This is a genomic window from Propioniciclava soli, assembly GCF_014858005.1.
GTDB classification, from domain to species: domain Bacteria; phylum Actinomycetota; class Actinomycetes; order Propionibacteriales; family Propionibacteriaceae; genus Propioniciclava; species Propioniciclava soli.
In genome coordinates this window covers 31,879-48,843 of the sequence record NZ_JACYOT010000008.1, presented here as the reverse complement: position 1 = coordinate 48,843, position 16,965 = coordinate 31,879, and the positions used below count along the sequence as shown (strand labels likewise).

The 16,965-nt window shown below is 72.7% G+C and carries 13 protein-coding genes; 8 read left to right on the top strand and 5 right to left on the bottom strand.

The genetic code is table 11. The features are described from left to right. Window positions 1-5: 5 nt before the first annotated feature. Window positions 6-1,238, bottom strand: a complete 1,233-nt coding sequence (locus IFY26_RS10115; protein ID WP_232548886.1) for a phospholipase D-like domain-containing protein — start codon at window positions 1,236-1,238, stop codon at window positions 6-8. Window positions 1,239-1,337: 99 nt separating this feature from the next. On the opposite strand from IFY26_RS10115, the gene IFY26_RS10110 reads away from it, so the two are divergent. Continuing rightward, complete coding sequence (locus IFY26_RS10110) at window positions 1,338-3,848, top strand: UvrD-helicase domain-containing protein (protein WP_232548885.1); 2,511 nt, start codon at window positions 1,338-1,340, stop codon at window positions 3,846-3,848. A gap of 208 nt (window positions 3,849-4,056) precedes the next feature. Here IFY26_RS10110 and IFY26_RS10105 read toward each other — a convergent pair whose 3' ends face one another. Further along, window positions 4,057-4,866 carry a hypothetical protein gene (locus IFY26_RS10105; protein ID WP_232548884.1) on the bottom strand — a complete coding sequence of 270 codons (810 nt, stop codon included), beginning with the start codon at window positions 4,864-4,866 and terminating at the stop codon, window positions 4,057-4,059. A gap of 315 nt (window positions 4,867-5,181) precedes the next feature. Beyond that, window positions 5,182-6,066 (bottom strand): M23 family metallopeptidase, encoded by an 885-nt coding sequence (locus IFY26_RS18210; protein ID WP_232548883.1) that lies wholly within the window; start codon window positions 6,064-6,066, stop codon window positions 5,182-5,184. A gap of 249 nt (window positions 6,067-6,315) precedes the next feature. On the opposite strand from IFY26_RS18210, the gene sucC reads away from it, so the two are divergent. Both sucC and sucD read left to right on the top strand, forming a co-directional pair. Then, entirely contained in the window at window positions 6,316-7,518 is a 1,203-nt protein-coding gene (sucC, locus tag IFY26_RS10095) for an ADP-forming succinate--CoA ligase subunit beta (protein ID WP_232548882.1), read from the top strand. 2 nt (window positions 7,519-7,520) lie between these two features. Continuing rightward, on the top strand, window positions 7,521-8,402 hold the full coding sequence (gene sucD / locus IFY26_RS10090; protein WP_232548881.1) for a succinate--CoA ligase subunit alpha: 882 nt from the start codon (window positions 7,521-7,523) through the stop codon (window positions 8,400-8,402). A gap of 15 nt (window positions 8,403-8,417) precedes the next feature. Here sucD and IFY26_RS10085 read toward each other — a convergent pair whose 3' ends face one another. Beyond that, window positions 8,418-10,196 carry a hypothetical protein gene (locus tag IFY26_RS10085; protein WP_232548880.1) on the bottom strand — a complete coding sequence of 593 codons (1,779 nt, stop codon included), beginning with the start codon at window positions 10,194-10,196 and terminating at the stop codon, window positions 8,418-8,420. A 93-nt stretch (window positions 10,197-10,289) separates the two neighbouring features. Between IFY26_RS10085 and IFY26_RS10080 the strand changes: the two genes are divergently transcribed. Genes IFY26_RS10080 through IFY26_RS18205 form a run of 5 tightly spaced genes read left to right on the top strand, consistent with a single transcriptional unit; the run spans window position 10,290 to window position 15,134 of the window. Further along, window positions 10,290-11,672, top strand: coding sequence for a cell division protein PerM (locus IFY26_RS10080; RefSeq protein WP_232548879.1), 1,383 nt, complete (start codon window positions 10,290-10,292; stop codon window positions 11,670-11,672). Window positions 11,673-11,693: 21 nt separating this feature from the next. Further along, window positions 11,694-12,278: a phosphoribosylglycinamide formyltransferase gene (gene purN / locus IFY26_RS10075; RefSeq protein WP_232548878.1), complete on the top strand. Its 585-nt coding sequence runs from the start codon at window positions 11,694-11,696 to the stop codon at window positions 12,276-12,278. Continuing rightward, a complete protein-coding gene (gene purH / locus IFY26_RS10070; protein ID WP_232548877.1) occupies window positions 12,275-13,831 on the top strand; it encodes a bifunctional phosphoribosylaminoimidazolecarboxamide formyltransferase/IMP cyclohydrolase in 1,557 nt (518 codons plus the stop codon). The genes purN and purH overlap by 4 nt, the downstream gene beginning before the upstream one ends. 47 nt (window positions 13,832-13,878) lie before the next feature. Beyond that, window positions 13,879-14,733 (top strand): bifunctional methylenetetrahydrofolate dehydrogenase/methenyltetrahydrofolate cyclohydrolase, encoded by an 855-nt coding sequence (locus IFY26_RS10065; protein ID WP_232548876.1) that lies wholly within the window; start codon window positions 13,879-13,881, stop codon window positions 14,731-14,733. Then, window positions 14,730-15,134, top strand: a complete 405-nt coding sequence (locus IFY26_RS18205) for a DUF3017 domain-containing protein (RefSeq protein WP_232548875.1) — start codon at window positions 14,730-14,732, stop codon at window positions 15,132-15,134. Before IFY26_RS10065 ends, IFY26_RS18205 begins: the two co-directional genes overlap by 4 nt. 16 nt (window positions 15,135-15,150) lie before the next feature. Here the strand turns inward: IFY26_RS18205 and IFY26_RS10055 are convergent, their stop codons facing one another. Next, a complete protein-coding gene (locus tag IFY26_RS10055; RefSeq protein WP_232548874.1) occupies window positions 15,151-16,872 on the bottom strand; it encodes an AMP-binding protein in 1,722 nt (573 codons plus the stop codon). Between the last annotated feature and the right edge of the window lie 93 nt (window positions 16,873-16,965).

Below are 16,965 nucleotides of genomic sequence, written 5' to 3'. Positions count from 1 at the left end.
GGGCGTCACAGCAGCGGGCGCAGCGGCGCCAGGATGGCCTCGGACACCTTCGCGATCAGGGAGCGTTCGCTCCAGCGGTCGAGGGTCAGCTCGCGGCACTGGGCGGCGTCCATGTGGAACAGCTGCTCCATCTCGGCGGCCAGGGCCTCGTCGATCACCTGGGCGTTGACCTCGTAGTTGCCGATGAGGCTGAGCGAGTCGAGGTTGGCCGTGCCGATGGTCGACCAGATGCCGTCGATCGTGGCCGTCTTCGCGTGGACCATCGTGCCGCGGTAGAGGAACAGCCGGACGCCGCCGCGCAGCAGGGTGCGGTAGAAGCCGCGGCTCAGCCAGTCGGCAACGATGTGGTTGGACGCCGCCGGGACGATCACGCGGACGTCGACGCCCCGGGCGGCGGCGTCCGTGAGCGCGATCACGAGGTCGTCGTCGGGGATGAGGTAGGCGTGGGTGAGCCAGATGTGGTCGCGGGCGCGGTCGATCGCCTCGAGGTACATGTACCGGATGGGGTACACCCCGACGCTGGGCACGTTGCGCACCACCGAGAAGGTCGAGTGCCACAGGCGGGCCGGCGGCTGGGGCAGGGCGGCGTGGCGGCGTCCGCGTGCCCCGTTCCAGTAGTCGACGAACGCGTTCTCGAGCTCGGCCGCGGCCGGGCCACGCACCCGCAGGTGGGTGTCGCGCCACGCCGTGGCGTAGAGCGAGCCGATGTTGTAGCCGCCCACGAAGGCGTCACGGCCGTCCACGACGAGGATCTTGCGGTGGTTCAGGCCCGGGCTGCGGACGACACGGCCGCGCAGGCCGGTCCAGGGCTGGTGGGGCATGACCGTCACGCGGCGGTCGAAGGAGAAGAAGTGTTGCGGCACGACCAGGTTGGCGAACCAGTCGTAGACGACGTGGACCTCGACGCCGCGGCGGGCTGCGCGGGTGAGGGCGTCCTTGAACCGCTGCCCCTCCGCGTCGGCCTTCCAGATGTAGGTCTCGAACAGGATGCGTTCGGTGGCGCCGTCGATGGCCTCGACCATGGCGTCGAACAAGTCGCTGCCGCGGGTGAACACGGCCATCTCCGCGATGTCGGGCAGGGCGACGTCGACGGGCGGTGCGCTGGGGAATCCGACGTCGCGGCGGTCACGCTTGCGCCGCCGGTCGACCACCGCGAGGCCGGCGATCGTCGCCGCCTGGGCGGCGAAGCCGGTGCCGACGGCAACCCGGATCGCCGTGCGCACTCGCCGGGCCACCATGGTCGTCACTGTACCTGCGCCGTGTTGCGCGGCCGGCTCGGTTGGGCGGCTGGTGGCCGCCGGGGTTTCGTCGGAGGCGGCCGGTAGGCTGGCAGGGCCATGACGAACCCGCTGCCAGACCTGTTCACCTTCGCCGCGCCCCCGGACGGGGCGGGGGACCGGTCGGCACCGGCGTCAAGGCCCGAGGGCCGCACGGAGCGCCCGGCGGACTCGCGGCGGCGGCGTCCGGACCCCGAGGAGTTGTTGGCCGGGCTGAACCCACCGCAGCGCGAGGCCGTGGTGCACGCCGGCTCGCCCGTGCTGGTCGTCGCGGGCGCGGGCTCGGGCAAGACGCGGGTGCTGACGCGGCGCATCGCGTGGTTGATCGGGCAACGCGGCGTCCACCCCGGTTCGGTGCTCGCGATCACGTTCACCAACAAGGCCGCCGCCGAGATGCGCCACCGCGTGGAGGAGCTGGTGGGCAACCGGGCGCGGCTGATGTGGGTGTCGACGTTCCACTCGGCGTGCGTGCGGATCCTGCGCTCCGACATCGACCGGTTCGGCATGAGCCGGACGTTCTCGATCTATGACGACACCGACTCCAAGCGGTTGATGACCTTGGTGACCAAGGAGCTGGGGCTGGACCCGAAGCGGTACCCCGTGCGCGTGGTGATGAACGCGGTGTCGAACTGGAAGAACGAGTTGGTCGACCACGAGTCGGCGTCTTCTGCGGCCCAGACCCAGGCCGAGGAGGTGTACGCCGAGGCGTATGGGGAGTATCAGCGGCGGCTCATCGCGGCGAACGCGCTCGATTTCGACGACCTCATCATGACGACGGTGCACCTGCTGCAGGCGTTCCCCGATCTGCGGGAGACCTACCGGCGGCGCTTCCGGCACGTGCTGGTGGACGAGTACCAGGACACCAACCACGCCCAGTACGCGCTGGTGCGCGAGCTGTGTGGCGACGTGGCGGATCTGGAGGGCGCGGTGGAGGCCCCGGAGTTGCTCGTGGTGGGCGACTCCGACCAGTCGATCTACGCGTTCCGCGGGGCGACGATCCGCAACATCTTGGACTTCGAGGCCGACTTCCCCGGCGCCCGGACGATCCTGCTGGAGCAGAACTACCGCTCGACCCAGACGATCCTGACCGCGGCGAACGCCGTCATCACGAAGAACCCGCACCGGCCGGCGAAGAACCTGTGGTCGGACGCCGGCGACGGTGAACTCATCACGGGGTACGTGGCCGACACCGAGCACGAGGAGGCCCAGTTCATCGCGAACGAGGTCGACCGGCTGACCGACGCCGGCGTCCAGCACTCCGACGTGGCGGTGTTCTACCGCACCAACGCCCAGTCGCGGGCCTTCGAGGAGGTGTTCATCCGCGTCGGGCTGCCGTACAAGGTGGTGGGCGGCGTCCGGTTCTACGAGCGGCGGGAGGTGCGCGACGCGATCGCCTACCTGCGGGCGACGGCGAACATCGACGACGACGTGAGCGTGCGGCGGATCCTGAACGTACCGAAACGGGGCATCGGCGACCGGGCCGAGGCGATGGTCGAGGCGTTCGCGACGGGGGAGCAGATCTCGTTCGGCCGGGCGCTCGACCGGGTGGACGAGGTGGTGGGTCTGGCGCCGCGCTCGGCCAAGCAGCTGCGTGGTTTCGCGGAGATGATGGCCAAGCACCGCGCGATGGTGGCCGAGGGCATCAGCGCCGATCGGATCCTGGCGAGCATCCTGGGCGATTCGGGGTATCTCGCCGAGCTGGAGGCGTCCAGTGATCCGCAGGACGCCACCCGTCTGGAGAATTTGATCGAGCTGGTGAGCGTGGCCGGGGAGTTCGTCGCCGCGGCGCACACCATCGACGTGACGCCGGGGTCGTCGGGGCTGCTGGACGGGGTGTCGGGGGCGGGGTCGGACGACGCCGACGTGACGGAGGGGGGCGCCGAGGAGGGTGAGGACGAGGCCGACGGCACCGAGCTGGCCGCCGGTTCGCCGGAGCCGGACGACTCGTTGCCGGCGTTCCTGGAGCGGATCGCGCTGGTGGCCGATTCCGACCAGATCCCGGACGCCGACGGTGGCGGCGGGGTCGTGACGCTGATGACGCTGCACACGGCGAAGGGCCTGGAGTTTCCGGTGGTGTTCCTGACGGGCTTCGAGGACGGGATCTTCCCGCACCTGCGGGCGCTGACCGACCCGAAGGAGCTCGAGGAGGAGCGGCGACTCGCCTACGTCGGCATCACCCGGGCGCGGGAGCGGCTCTACCTGTCACGGGCGGCGGTGCGGGTGATGTGGGGCCAGCCGCAGTACAACCCGCCGAGCCGGTTCATCGACGAGATTCCCGACCGGCTGATCGACTGGCGCCGCGTGGGTGCCGCGGCCGGCACGTGGGCGTCGGGGGCGTCCCGGCGCCGGGAGGAGTCGTGGCGCTCGACGGTCGGCTACGGCCAGGCGGCCCCCAAGCCCAAGGCGCCCGCGGCGCTCTCGGTGGGGGACCGCGTGCTGCACACCACCTTCGGGATGGGCACGGTGACGGAGACGGCCGGTGCAGGAGACACCCTCAAGGTGGTCGTGGACTTCGGCTCCGCTGGTCTCAAGAAGCTCTCCGTCAAGCACGCCCCGATGGAAAAGCTCTGAGGCCGGCCCCGGGGTGGCGGCGACACGCTCACTCCGGTCTCAAACTCCGGTTCCGGTGGCGGAGTTTGAGACCAGAAGTGGAGTTTGAGTGCGGCAGGCACCGCGCAGCCGGCGCGAAAAACACCAGGACGCCACCGCCGGACGTCCACGCTCGGACCGCGCCGCGCTGACCGGCGCCGGCCCCACTCGGCCGGCCGAAAGGGCGACCCTAGGGCAGTCGCAGCGGCGTCTGGAGGAGGGTGCGGCTGATGCGCCGCTGCACCTGGGCCGGATGATCGAGCTCGGACCACACGACGCGAAGGAAGCCGAAGCCTCGCTCGCGGATCCAGTCCTCCCGCGCCTTCTCGGCCAGCAGGGCGGAGCGCCCTGCAGGCCCGTCGTACTTCACCGCACCGTCGAATTCCACGACGAGCCGTCCCTCCACGAGGTGGTCGACGCGGTAACCCGCACCGGGTCCGCCGACGTTGGCCTGGATCTCGAAGTGCCACGGGCTGTTGGACAGAATCCAGCGCAGACGCGATTCCCCTGGTGACTCAGTGCGCTCATCGGCCAGCTCAACGGCCCGCCGCGCGGCAACCACACCGCGGCGCAGGCGTCCGGACGCGAGCACGGAGGCCACATCATCACGGGTGCAGCAGCCCCGGTGCAGCGCGTCGTCGATCGCGACCAGTCCGGCCGTAATGCCGAATTGAGCTGCGACTTGGGCCAGCGCCAACGGCACGCCGGCGACTCGGTAGCCGTCGACCTCGACCACCTGGTCGGCCGCGCGCAACACGTGCCAGTGCCGGTGGTCGCGGATGCGGCTGCTCGTGCGGGCGTCCAACAGGTGCACCTGGCCCCAGTCGACGTCGAACAGGGCGATCCCGTGCAGGGCCAACGCGGAGTGGTGGCTCGCGACGGCGAACGGGTCATCGTCCAGCGTCGCGCGCACGAGCAGCGCATGGGTCTGGGGCCGGAACCGGCTTGCGGGCGGCAGATAAATGCCGCGGGAGGCCCGGACGAGACGGCCGTCCGCCACGAGGCGTCCGAGCGTGTGTGGCTGGCGCGTCCCAGATCGGACACCTGGGCGGCGGTCACGTAGCCCTGGCGCTGGGCCAGATCGATGATGTGCTGCACGCCCCCACATTTGGCCAAGGAGGGCGGAATCCGTCATCGTCCAGTGCCGCCTGTGGAGCGGGGGCGGCGTTGTCCACAGGGCGGGCATCGCCGGGGCGGATGCCCAAACGCCGCTTTGGGTCTCAAACTCCGCGACCAATCGTGGAGTTTGAGACCCAAGTGTGCGTGTCGCCGGCCCTCGGCGGGCCGGGGCCGGCCCTCGGCGGGCCGGGGGCGGTCAGGCCTGGCCGCGGGCCAGGTAGGGGGCCGGGTCGGAGTTGACGCCGTTGACGTACACCGAGAAGTGCAGGTGGGGGGCGGTGGAGAGCCCGGTGTTGCCGACGTAGCCGATCAGCTGGCCGCGCTTGACGGTCTCCCCCTCGGCCACGATGAAGCTGTCCATGTGGAGGTAGGCGGTCTCCAGTGCCTCGCCGTCCACCGTGCCGTGGTCGATGCGCACGTTGTTGCCGGACCCGCTGTTGTAGCCCGAGGCCGCCTTGGTCACGACACCGTCGAGCACCGCGTAGATCGGCGCGCCCACGGCGCCGCCGATGTCCGCCCCGCCGTGCAGACGCGTGTAGTGCAGGATCGGGTGCAGCCGCATGCCCCACGCCGAGCTGATGCCGCCCTCGGTGGGCCAGAAGAACGTGTCCGCCTCGGCGATCCGTTGGGCCTCGGAGTCGATGGCCGTCACGGTCGAGGCCAGGGCCTCCGAGCGGGCGGCCGCCGCGGCGGACGTCTGCGCGTCGGCGACCTGCTCGCCCACCTCGTCCAGCACCGCCGCGCGGTCGGACGCGGCGGCCGCGACGTCCCCGGCCGCGAGCTCCTCGCGGATCTGGTCGCGCGACGTGGAGGTCTCGCGCCCGGTGAAGGCGTCGGTGCTGCCCGCCACGGCCGCGGCCGGCGACGGCGTGGTCGCCGTCGGGGCGGCGTTGGACGCCTGGGCGTCCAACCCGGGGCTCACGAGGGCCAACGCGCCCACGGCGGACGCCGCCGCCACGGCGATGCCGATCCGGACAACCCGGCTGACCGTGGCCGAGCGACGGTCACCGGCCACGCTCGCGGGTGCGTCCACGTCGTCGATCTGACGCGGCCGGGGGGAGCCGGGAGGGGGAACAGGCACCGTCGGTCCTTCCAAAGCTGAGAGTTTTCAGAGGCGTTCGTGGCCTGGGGGGCCACCGCGCTGAGACAAACTTAGCGATTCGTTAAGGTTTCTCAGAATTCACGGCAAGGTTGCCGCGCGGTTGCCGCGGCACCCCCCGGGGTCGGGTGCACGGGCGCGGGTTTCGCAGCGCGCGGGTCGGCCCACTAGGCTCGGCGGCGTGAGGACGCCCGCGCCGGCGCGGCGTCCGGCGTGACGAGGACGGAGATCATGGATCTTTTCGAGTACCAGGCGCGCGACCTGTTCGAGCGCCACGGCGTACCCGTACTGCGGGGCATCGTGGCCACGACGCCCGAGGAGGCCCGCCGGGCCGCCGAGGAGCTCGGGACGAACGTGGTGGTCGTCAAGGCGCAGGTGAAGGTGGGCGGCCGCGGCAAGGCGGGCGGCGTGAAGCTCGCCCGCAGCCCCGAGGAGGCCGAGCAGCACGCCCGGGCCATCCTCGGCATGGACATCAAGGGCCACACGGTCAACACGGTGATGATCGCCGAGGGGGCCGACATCGCCGACGAGTACTACTTCTCCCTGCTGCTCGACCGCGCGAACCGCACCTACCTGGCGATGTTCAGCCTCGAGGGCGGCGTCGAGATCGAGACGCTGGCCGAGGAGCGCCCCGAGGCGCTCATTCGCGCCGCCGTGGACCCGCGCACGGGCCTGGACGAGTCCGTGGCGCGCCGCATCGCCGAGGAAGCCGACTTCCCGGTCGAGCTGCGCGATCAGTTCGTGAACGTGCTCGTCACGCTGGGCGACGTGTACCGCGAGGCGGACGCCACCCTGGTCGAGGTCAACCCGCTGGTGAAGACCGGCGACGGCCGCATCATCGCCCTCGACGGCAAGGTGACCCTCGACGACAACGCCGACTTCCGCCACCCGGATCGGGCCGAGCTCGTCGACGAGGCGGCCATCGACCCCCTCGAGCTGCGTGCGGCCGAGAAGCACCTCAACTACGTGAAGCTCGACGGCGAGGTCGGCATCATCGGCAACGGTGCGGGGCTCGTGATGAGCACCCTCGACGTCGTGGCCTACGCCGGCGAGGATCTGCCGGGGACGCCCACGCCCGCCAACTTCCTCGACATCGGCGGCGGCGCCTCCGCGCAGGTCATGGCCGATGGGCTGGACATCATCTTGTCCGACCCGAAGGTCGAGGCGGTCTTCGTGAACGTGTTCGGCGGCATCACGGCGTGCTCCGAGGTGGCCAAGGGCATCCGGGGTGCGCTCGAGCAGCTGGGCGACAAGGCGTCCAAGCCGATCGTCGTGCGTCTGGACGGCAATGCGGTCGAGGTCGGACGCGAGATCCTCACCGAGTACAACCACCCGCTCGTGACCGTCGTCGAAACGATGGACGAGGCCGCCCGCACGGCGGCCGAACGGGCCAGCGAGGCCCTCAGCTCCAGCTCTACCTCCGGGAGGAACTGACCATGGCGATCTGGCTCGACAGGTCCAGCAAGGTGCTGGTGCAGGGCATGACCGGCACCGAGGGACGCAAGCACACCGCCCGTATGCTCGGCTTCGGCACGCGCATCGTCGCCGGCGTGACCCCCGGCAAGGGCGGGCAGTCGGTCTCCTTCGAAGAAGACCCGATCCCCGTCTTCGACTCCGTCGCCGAGGCGAAGGAGGCCACCGGCGCCACGGTGTCGGTCGTCTTCGTGCCGCCGAAGTTCGCCAAGGCCGCGGTGCTGGACGCCGTGTCCGCCGGCCTCGACCTCGTGGTGGTCATCACCGAGGGCATCCCCGTGGCCGACACCGCCGAGTTCCGCGCGGCCGCCCAGGAGGCCGGCGTCCGCGTCATCGGCCCCAACTGCCCGGGCATCATCTCCCCGGGGCAGTCCAACGTCGGCATCATCCCGCCGAACATCGCAGGGCCCGGGCGCATCGGGCTGGTCTCGAAGTCGGGCACGCTGACCTATCAGATGATGTTCGAGCTGGGTGACATCGGCTTCACCACGTGCGTCGGCATCGGCGGCGATCCGATCATCGGCACCACGCACATCGACTGCCTCCAGGCGTTCCAGGACGACCCGGACACCGACGTCATCGTCATGATCGGTGAGATCGGCGGCGACGCCGAGGAGCGGGCGGCCGACTACATCCGCGAGCACGTGACCAAGCCGGTCATCGGCTACGTCGCGGGCTTCACGGCCCCCGAGGGCAAGACGATGGGCCACGCCGGCGCGATCGTCTCCGGCTCGTCCGGCACGGCGCAGGCCAAGAAGGAAGCCCTCGAGGCGGCCGGCGTCCGCGTCGGCAAGACCCCGAGCGAGACCGCAGCGCTCGCGCGGGAGGCGTACGAGAACCGCTGACCCCGCTCGACCCCGCTAGGGCGTCGTCGCAGCCGTCGGATCCGACGGCGCGGCGGCGCCCTCGCTCGTCCCCGCGCTCCCCGGCGACACCGCGCTCCCCGGCGACACCGTGCTCTCCGGAGACGCCGTGCCCTCGGCCGTCGCGGTGGGGTCGGGCGTCGGCTCGGGCTCGGGCAGCTGCGTCACCCGCTGGGCGGCGCGGACGGAGACCTGGCCCCAGCCGGCGTCGGAGAAGTCGACCCCGTCGGTGGGATTGGCCATGAGGTAGACGACGCGGTCGCCCACCGCCTGGACGCTGACGCGGAAGGTCGCGGTCGTCGTCTCGTCGGTCTGCTGCGTGACGGTCCACGCGGCCCCGGTGCCGGCCCCGGTGAGGTCGGTGACGCGGGTCACCTGGGCGGTGGCCGCCCGGTCCGGGCAGCCGTCGATGGCGGACGCCACGCCGGCCGAGAACGCGGACGCCTCCTCGGCGGACGCGAACCGGTAGATCACCTCGTCGACGCCGAATCCGGCCGGGATGCCGGGGTCGTCGGCCAGCAGGTACGTGCGCTGCTGGGCCTCGGTGGCGTTGGGCACCGCCGTCAGGTCGACGTTCTCGCAGCGCGTGCCGACGATGCGCAGGGCGGGCATCTCGGTGCCCCGCCACGAGCCGGCCCCGGGGGTGAGGCGGGGCAGGTCGACCCCGGCCAGCCAGCCGAACGGTTCGGTGGGCGGCGGGGCGGCGTCCGCGACGGCCACCTCGGTCGGGCAGACGCCCCCCTGGGTGCACTGCCGGGCGAGCGCGTTGCCGAGCACGGACGCGACGGCGAGCACGTCGGGTGCCTCGTCGGGCTGCGTGGCGTCCACGATGTTGACGAGCGCACCCGTCTGGGCCAGGACGAAGGTGTGGTACTCGTCCTCGGTGTCCTGGAAGACGAAGGTCGCGGCCGTGGACGCGTCGGCCAGGCCGGTCACCGACCAGCCGCTGATGAGGAGCGCGGTGTTCCGTGCGCACGCGCCCAGCTCGGTGACGCGCTCGGCGAACGCGGCGCTCGCCTCGGCCTCGGACGGGTAGCCGTCGACCTGCTGCAGCAGGCCACCGGGGGCGTCCGCGGAGGTGGGGGCGAAGGTGCGCACGAAGGTCTCCGACGCCTCCGGCTCGGTGCTGGCGGGGGCGGCCAGGCAGGTCGGCTGGGGGGTGCCGGCCGACAGCTGGGTGTCCGTGCTCGCGACGTTCCAGGTCGTGTCGGCCCGCAGCCCGGCCAGGTCGTCTGCGTGCAGGAGCCTGAGGTCGACCGGATCGACGGTCGGCGTGGGGGTCGGTGTCGGGACGAGGCCCGCCTCGCCCAGCAGCAGCGAGCCGGCCACGATCGCGCCCACGACCGCGACGGCGCCGCCGATCAGCCACGGGGCCGTGCGGCGGCCCTGTCGCGGCAGGAGGGGTCGGGTCGGGTTGTCCGCGACCGTCGCGCCGGACGCCCCCCCGGCCGGGACGCGCCCGTCGGGTTCCTCCGGCTCGACCGGGTCGTCGTCCTCGTCCTCGTCCCAGTCGCTGGGGCTGAGGGCCGAGCGTCGGGGGCGGGGCAGCGACGCCTCGTCGGTGTCGCCCGGCAGGTCGTCGGCGGAGGAGCGCCGGGCGCCGGCGGTCTCGCCGGCCCCGGGCAGCACGGCGGGCGGCGGGATCGGCGTGCCGCCCGGCTCGTCGGCGGTGGCGGGGGAGCCGGGGCTGCTGCCCTCGGCGGGCTGGTGCTCCCAGTGCGTGGCGTCGTCGGAGGGGAACGCCCTGCGCGGCCGTTCCTCGTCGTGATCCGTCATGGTCCTCCCGCCTCGGCTCCTGCGGGGGGACTTTACCAACGCACGCGTGTCCGGCGGGGTTCATCCGGGCGTGTGCACGACGATGGAACCACCATGCCGACCTCCCACTCCACGCGCCCCGCGCGCTTGCCGCTGACCGTCTCCTCGCCGGGCGAGCCCGAGGCGTCCGAGACGGCGCCGCTGGGGATGCCACACGTGCCGTGGCTCGCCGCCGCACTCGTGTGGTCGGCCGCGGTGGCGGTGATGGGCCTGGCCACGGTGGCGGTGCTGGTGATCGTCGGGTGGCTCACCGCCCTGCGCACGGCGCCGTCCGCCGTCGTCCAGACCGTCGGGCAGGTGTGGTTGAGCGTCCACGGGGTCGCCGCCGAGGTGCACCCTCTCACGTGGCACCTCGCCCCCCTGACGGTGACCTTCACCCTCGGGGCCGTGTGTGCCGTCGTGGCGCACCACGTCGCCGGGCAGATCGACCCGGACGGCGTCGCGACGCCGCGGTCCCGCTGGCTGGCGTGGGCCGGTCTGGTCGCCGCCTGCGGGGTCGCCTACGCGGCGGCCTGCGGCCTGATCTCCTCCGTCATCGCCACGCCCGAGCAGGCCGGGGCGGTGCTCGCGCCGGCGTTCGCCCTGGCGGCCACCGGCGCGGCGCTCGGCGGCCTGCGCGGGGCCGAGCTCGACCCGGGCTCCTTCCTGCCCGGCCGTGCCCGACGGCTGCCAGGGGCGATCGGCGTCGGCGTGACCGTGCTGGCGGCCGGCGCGCTCCTCGCGTTGGCCGTCGGGCTGGTCGCCCACCACGAGCAGGTGTCGGCCGCGGTCGAGGCCCTGGGGCCGGACGCCGTGGGCTCCGCCCTGCTCGTGCTGCTGCACCTCTCCTACGGCCCGAACATCGTCGGCTGGGCCGGCTCCTACGTGCTCGGCGCCGGGGTCACCTTCGGCCCGGGGACGCTCGTGACGCCCGGCACCACCCAGGTCGGCGCGCTCCCCGCGGTGCCGGTGTTCGGCGCGCTGCCGGTGGTGCCGTCGCTGTGGTCGTGGGGTTTCCTGGCGGTGGGTCCGCTCGCCGGGGCGGCGGCCGCCTGGTGGATGCTCCGCCGCCCCGTCACTGATCCCGACACCCACGCAGCCACCCCCGGGGGCGGCATTTGGACCCGAGGAAATGGCGCCATGGCGCCATTTCCTCGGGTCCACATGCCGCTCGCGGCGGTCACGATCGTCTGGGCCGCGCTGGCGGGTCTGGCGACCGCCGCCGTCTGGGTCGGGTTCTCGTGGCTCACCCGCGGCGACCTGGGCACGGAGCGATTGGTCGGCATGGGCCCCGTGTTCCCCGATCTGCTCTGGTGGGCCGCCGGCTCCATCACCGCCGGTGCTCTCGTGGTGGGCGGCATCGTCGCCCTGCGCGCACACGGCCGGCGCTCCGGGCCGCCCACGCCACCCCAGGAGGAGTCCGAGCCCGTCGGGGTGGGCGCGTCCGCCGCGTCGTGACGCGGCCGATAGGCTGACCCCATGTCCCTGCGCCTCGTGGTCCTCGTGTCGGGGTCCGGGACCCTGCTGCAGGCCCTGCTGGACGCGACCCCGCCCGCCGATGCCCCCTGGGAGGTCGTGGCCGTCGGCGCCGACCGCGGCGGCATCGAAGCACTCGCCCGCGCCGAACGCGCCGGCCTGCCGACCTTCACCGTCGCCCTGCGCGATCACCCCGACCGGCGCGCCTGGGACGCCGCACTGACCGCCGCGTGCGCCGTCCACGAGCCCGACCTGGTGATCAGCGCCGGCTTCATGAAGCTCGTCGGCGCCGACTTCCTGGGCCGCTTCGGCGGCCGCTTCCTCAACACCCACCCCGCGTTGCTGCCGAGCTTCCCCGGTGCGCACGGCGTCCGCGATGCACTCGCCCACGGCGTCAAGGTGACCGGGTGCACGATCTTCGAGGTGGACGCCGGCGTCGACACCGGCCGGATCATCGACCAGGTGGCCGTCCGGGTCGCCGATGACGACACCGAAGCCACCCTCCACGAACGGATCAAGACCGCCGAGCGCGCCCTGCTCGTCACGACCGTCACCGCCCTCGCCCGTGCCCAGGAAGGACACCCATGACCGATCGGCTCCCTCTCCGCCGTGCCCTCGTCTCCGTCTACGACAAGGCCGGCCTCGCCGAGCTCGGCCGCGCGCTGGCGGACGCCGGTGTCGAGATCGTCTCGACGGGCGGGTCCTACCGTCTGCTCTGCGAGGCGGGCATCCCCGTGACGGAGGTGGCCGAGCTGACCGGCTTCCCCGAGTGCCTCGACGGCCGGGTCAAGACGCTGCACCCGCGCGTCCACGCCGGCATCCTGGCCGATCGTCGCCTGCCGAGCCACCGCGACCAGCTCGACGAGCTCGGCATCGCCCCGTTCGACCTCGTCGTGAGCAACCTGTACCCGTTCTCCGAGACGGTCGCGTCGGGTGCGAGCGTCGATGAGTGCGTCGAGCAGATCGACATCGGCGGCCCCTCGATGGTGCGCGCGGCGGCGAAGAACCACCCGAGCGTCGCGATCATCACCGATCCGGCCCAGTACGCCGACGTCACCCGCGCGCTGACCGAGGGCGGCTTCACCCTGGCCGAGCGCGCGGCCCTCGCGGCCGCGGCCTTCCGGCACACCGCCGCGTACGACGTCGCGGTGGCGTCGTGGATGGGCAGCCACCTGGTGGCCGCGGAGGACGGCGCCTTCCCCGACTGGATCGGCGGCACGTGGGTCAAGGAGGCCACGTTGCGCTACGGGGAGAACAGCCACCAGCCGGCCGCGCTCTACTCCTACCCGGCCGGGCCGGCCGGGATCGCCCAGGCCGAGCAGCTGCACGGCAAGGAGATGAGCTACAACAACTACACCGACGGCGACGCCGCCTACCGGGCCGCCCACGACTTCGACGAGCCCTGCGTCGCCATCATCAAGCACGCCAACCCGTGCGGCATCGCGGTCGGCGCCACGGTGGCCGAGGCGCACGCGAAGGCGCACGCCTGTGACCCGCTGAGCGCGTTCGGCGGCGTCATCGCCACCAACCGCCCGGTCAGCGTCGAGATGGCCACCACCGTGGCCGACATCTTCACCGAGGTCGTCATCGCCCCCGGCTACGACGACGGCGCCGTCGAGGTGCTGGCGCGCAAGAAGAACGTGCGGCTGCTCGTCGCGCCGCCCTACACCCACCGGGAGCGCAGCCTGCACCCGATCTCGGGTGGCGCGCTGCTGCAGGCGCCCGATCGGCTGGACGCCCCCGGCGACGACCCCGCGCACTGGGAGCTGAAGACGGGCGGGGCGGTCGATGACGCCACGCTGGCCGACCTGGCCTTCGCGTGGCGGGCGTGCCGGGCCGTGAAGTCCAACGCCATCCTGCTGGCCGCCGACGGCGCGTCCGTCGGCGTCGGCATGGGGCAGGTCAATCGCGTCGACTCCTGCAAGCTGGCCGTGGAGCGCGCGGGGGAGCGGGCGGCCGGGGCCGTCGCGGCGTCCGACGCGTTCTTCCCCTTCGCCGATGGGCCGCAGATCCTCATCGACGCCGGGGTGCGGGCGATCGTCGAGCCGGGCGGGTCCGTCCGCGACGACGAGACGATCGAGGCCTGCCGGGCTGCCGGTGTGGCGCTGTACTTCACCGGCACGCGGCACTTCTTCCACTGAGCCGACGGCCCCCACCCATCCACCGCAGCCCGAAAGAGGACCCACCCATGACCGCCCGCCCCCTCGACGGCAAGGCCACCGCCGCCGCCCTCAAGACCGAACTGGCCGCGCGCGTCACGGTGCTGGCCGAGCGGGGGGTGGTGCCCGGCCTGGGCACCGTGCTGGTCGGCGACGACGTGGCCAGCCACAACTACGTCCGCATGAAGCACCGCGACTGCGAGCAGGTGGGCATCGCGTCCCTGCAGGTCGAGCTGCCGGCGGACGCCAGCGCCCAGCGGGTGCGGGAGACGATCGAGCAACTCAACGCGGATCCGGCCTGCACCGGCTACATCGTCCAGCTGCCGCTGCCGCGCCACCTGCCCGAGAACGCCATTCTCGAGATGGTGGATCCGGACAAGGACGCCGACGGCCTCCACCCGGTGAACCTCGGACGCCTCGTGCTCAACGAACCCGCCACGCTGCCCTGCACCCCGCGCGGCATCGTGGAGCTGCTGGTGCGCCACGGCGTGGAGCTCAACGGGGCGGAGGTCGTGGTGGTGGGACGCGGGATCACCGTGGGGCGTCCGCTCGGGCTGATCCTGACCCGGCGCAGCGAGAACGCCACCGTCACGCTCTGCCACACCGGCACCCGCGACTTGGCCGCCCACCTCGCGCGCGCCGACGTCGTCGTCGCCGCCGCCGGCGTGCCCCACATGGTGACCGCGGCCATGATCCGCGAGGGCGCGGTGTGCGTCGACGTGGGCGTCAGCCGCGTGGCCGGCGTCACGACGGGCGACCTCGCCCCCGATGTGTGGGAGAAGGCGTCCCTGGTCACACCCAACCCCGGCGGGGTGGGGCCCATGACGCGCGCGATGCTGCTCAGCAACGTCGTCGACCGCGCCGAGGCGTTGGCGGGGCCGTGACCCACCGCCTCCCGGACGAGGCGAAGGATTTCCCCACCCACCACTTCCGACCGCCCCACCCGTCCGACACCGCAGATGAGCCCACCGCCGCCCGCTCCACCCGGCCCACCGGGCCACGGGCGCCGCGGCCGTGGTATGCGCTGATCTGGGGCCAGTGGCCGCTCGCGGTGACGTTGCTCGGGGTCGGTGCCGGGGTGGGCTGGGTGGCGCTGGGGCACTGGAAGCGCGGTTCGTTCCTCATCGGCGCCACCTTTGTCGTCGCCCTGGTGTTGCGCACCGTGCTCCCGGAGCGCTGGATCGGACTGCTGGGCGTCCGCGGACGGGCCGTCGACGCCGTCTGCCTCGCGGTGCTGGGGGGCGGCATCCTGCTGCTGTCCCTCATCGTCCCGCCTGCGCCGTAGGCGACGGCGGGGCGGGTCAGCGGAAGTCGCGGTCGAAGAACTGGTTTTCTCGCGAGCCGGACGCCACCCGCTCGGCCTCGGCAGCCCGCAGCTCGACGCGGCGGATCTTGCTGCTGACGGTCTTGGGCAGCGCGTCCACGAATTCAACAATGCGTACGAGCTGGTAGCCGTTGAGGTGGGTGCGGCAGTGGGCGAACAGGTCGCGGGCGAGGTCTGGGCCGGGCTCGCGGCCGGCGCCCGGGCACACGTACGCCTTCGGCACGGCGCCGCGCACCGGGTCGGGGCTCGGCACGACGGCACACTCCACCACGGCGGGGTGGATCATCAGGGCGCTCTCGAGCTCGAACGGGCTGATCTTGTAGTCGGACGCCTTGAAGACGTCGTCGGCGCGTCCGACGTAGGTGAGGTGCCCGTCGGCGTCCCGGCTGGCGATGTCGCCGGTGTGGTAGTACCCGCCCCGGGTGGCCTCGGCGGTCAGGTCATCGGCCTCGAAGTAGCCGCCCATGAGGCCGAGGTGGTGCACCGCCAGGTCGAGGCAGATCTCCCCCTCGCCCGGCCCCGTCACCGGTTCACCGGTTGCCGGGTCGACCAACTCCACCGCGTAGCCGGGCATGGGGCGCCCCATCGCCCCCGGCCGCAGGGGCTGGCCGGGGGAGTTGCCCACGGCGCAGGTCATCTCCGTCTGGCCGTAGCCGTCGCGGATGGTGTTGTTCCAGGCCGCACGCACGGCGTTGATGACCTCGGCATTGAGGGCCTCGCCGGCCCCGACCAGCTCGCGCGGCGGGTGGCTGAGCCGGCTCAGGTCGGCCTGGATCAGCATGCGCCACACCGTGGGCGGCGCGCAGAAGGTGGAGACGCGGTGGGCGTCCATCACCGCGAGCAGGGTCTCGGCGTGGAAGCGCGCGTAGTTGACGATGAACACCGTCGCCTGGGCGAGGAACGGCGCGAAGAAGTTGCTCCAGGCGTGCTTGCCCCAGCCGGGCGAGCTGATGTTCAGGTGCACGTCCCCGGGGCGCAGGCCCAGCCAGTACAGCGTCGAGAGGTGGCCGACGGGGTAGCTCACCTGGGTGTGCCGCACGAGCTTCGGATGGGCGGTGGTGCCCGAGGTGAAGTACAGCAGCGAGGTGTCGGACCCCGGCGTCGGGCCGTCCGGGGTGTACGTGACCGCCGCCTCGTGGCTGCCCGCATAGTCGACCCAGGTCGCGGGCAGGTCGTCGCCGACGCCGATCAACCGGGTGCTGGGGCGCACGAGACCGAACCGCTCGGTGAGGGCGGCGGGGGCGATCGCGAAGAGGGCGTGCGCGGTATCGACCCGCCAGGCGAGGTCGGCGTCGCTGAGCAGCGTGGAGGTCGGGATGGCGACGCCGCCGACCTTCAGCAGGCCCAGCAGCACCTCCCACAACTCCACGGTGTTGTTCAGCATGACGATCATCGCGTCGCCGCGGCGCAGGCCGAGGTCGGTGAGCCAGGCCGCCACCTGGTCGGAGCGGGCGGCCAATTCGCCGTAGGTGTGCGTGGTCGCGGTCAGGTCGTCCTCGACGATGGTGAGGGCCGGCCGGTCGGGGTGCTCGCCGGCGACGACGTCGAACCACTCCAGGGCGAAGTTGAAGGCGTCCAGCTCGGGCCACCGAAAATCGGCACACACGGCGTCATGGTCGTGCGGGTGGTCGAGCAGGACGTCGCGGGCCGCGCGCACGGCGTCGGTGGCGTCGGTGGCGGGGCGTCCGGGGTAGGCCATGGGGGCAGCTTAGGACGCGGCCCCGCGGCCGGCGGGCACCGCGCGAATCCCGGCCGGCCCCTCCCGCGGGGGCCGGCGGAGTGGTTGGATGGG

Bases quoted from the DNA above. Each gene is read 5' to 3' on its own strand.
- IFY26_RS10115 (WP_232548886.1), bottom strand. From the start codon at position 1,238: ATGGTGGCCCGGCGAGTGCGCACGGCGATCCGGGTTGCCGTCGGCACC.
- IFY26_RS10110 (WP_232548885.1), top strand. From the start codon at position 1,338: ATGACGAACCCGCTGCCAGACCTGTTCACCTTCGCCGCGCCCCCGGAC.
- sucC (WP_232548882.1), top strand. From the start codon at position 6,316: ATGGATCTTTTCGAGTACCAGGCGCGCGACCTGTTCGAGCGCCACGGC.
- sucD (WP_232548881.1), top strand. From the start codon at position 7,521: ATGGCGATCTGGCTCGACAGGTCCAGCAAGGTGCTGGTGCAGGGCATG.
- IFY26_RS10085 (WP_232548880.1), bottom strand. From the start codon at position 10,196: ATGACGGATCACGACGAGGAACGGCCGCGCAGGGCGTTCCCCTCCGAC.
- IFY26_RS10080 (WP_232548879.1), top strand. From the start codon at position 10,290: ATGCCGACCTCCCACTCCACGCGCCCCGCGCGCTTGCCGCTGACCGTC.
- purN (WP_232548878.1), top strand. From the start codon at position 11,694: ATGTCCCTGCGCCTCGTGGTCCTCGTGTCGGGGTCCGGGACCCTGCTG.
- purH (WP_232548877.1), top strand. From the start codon at position 12,275: ATGACCGATCGGCTCCCTCTCCGCCGTGCCCTCGTCTCCGTCTACGAC.
- IFY26_RS10065 (WP_232548876.1), top strand. From the start codon at position 13,879: ATGACCGCCCGCCCCCTCGACGGCAAGGCCACCGCCGCCGCCCTCAAG.
- IFY26_RS10055 (WP_232548874.1), bottom strand. From the start codon at position 16,872: ATGGCCTACCCCGGACGCCCCGCCACCGACGCCACCGACGCCGTGCGC.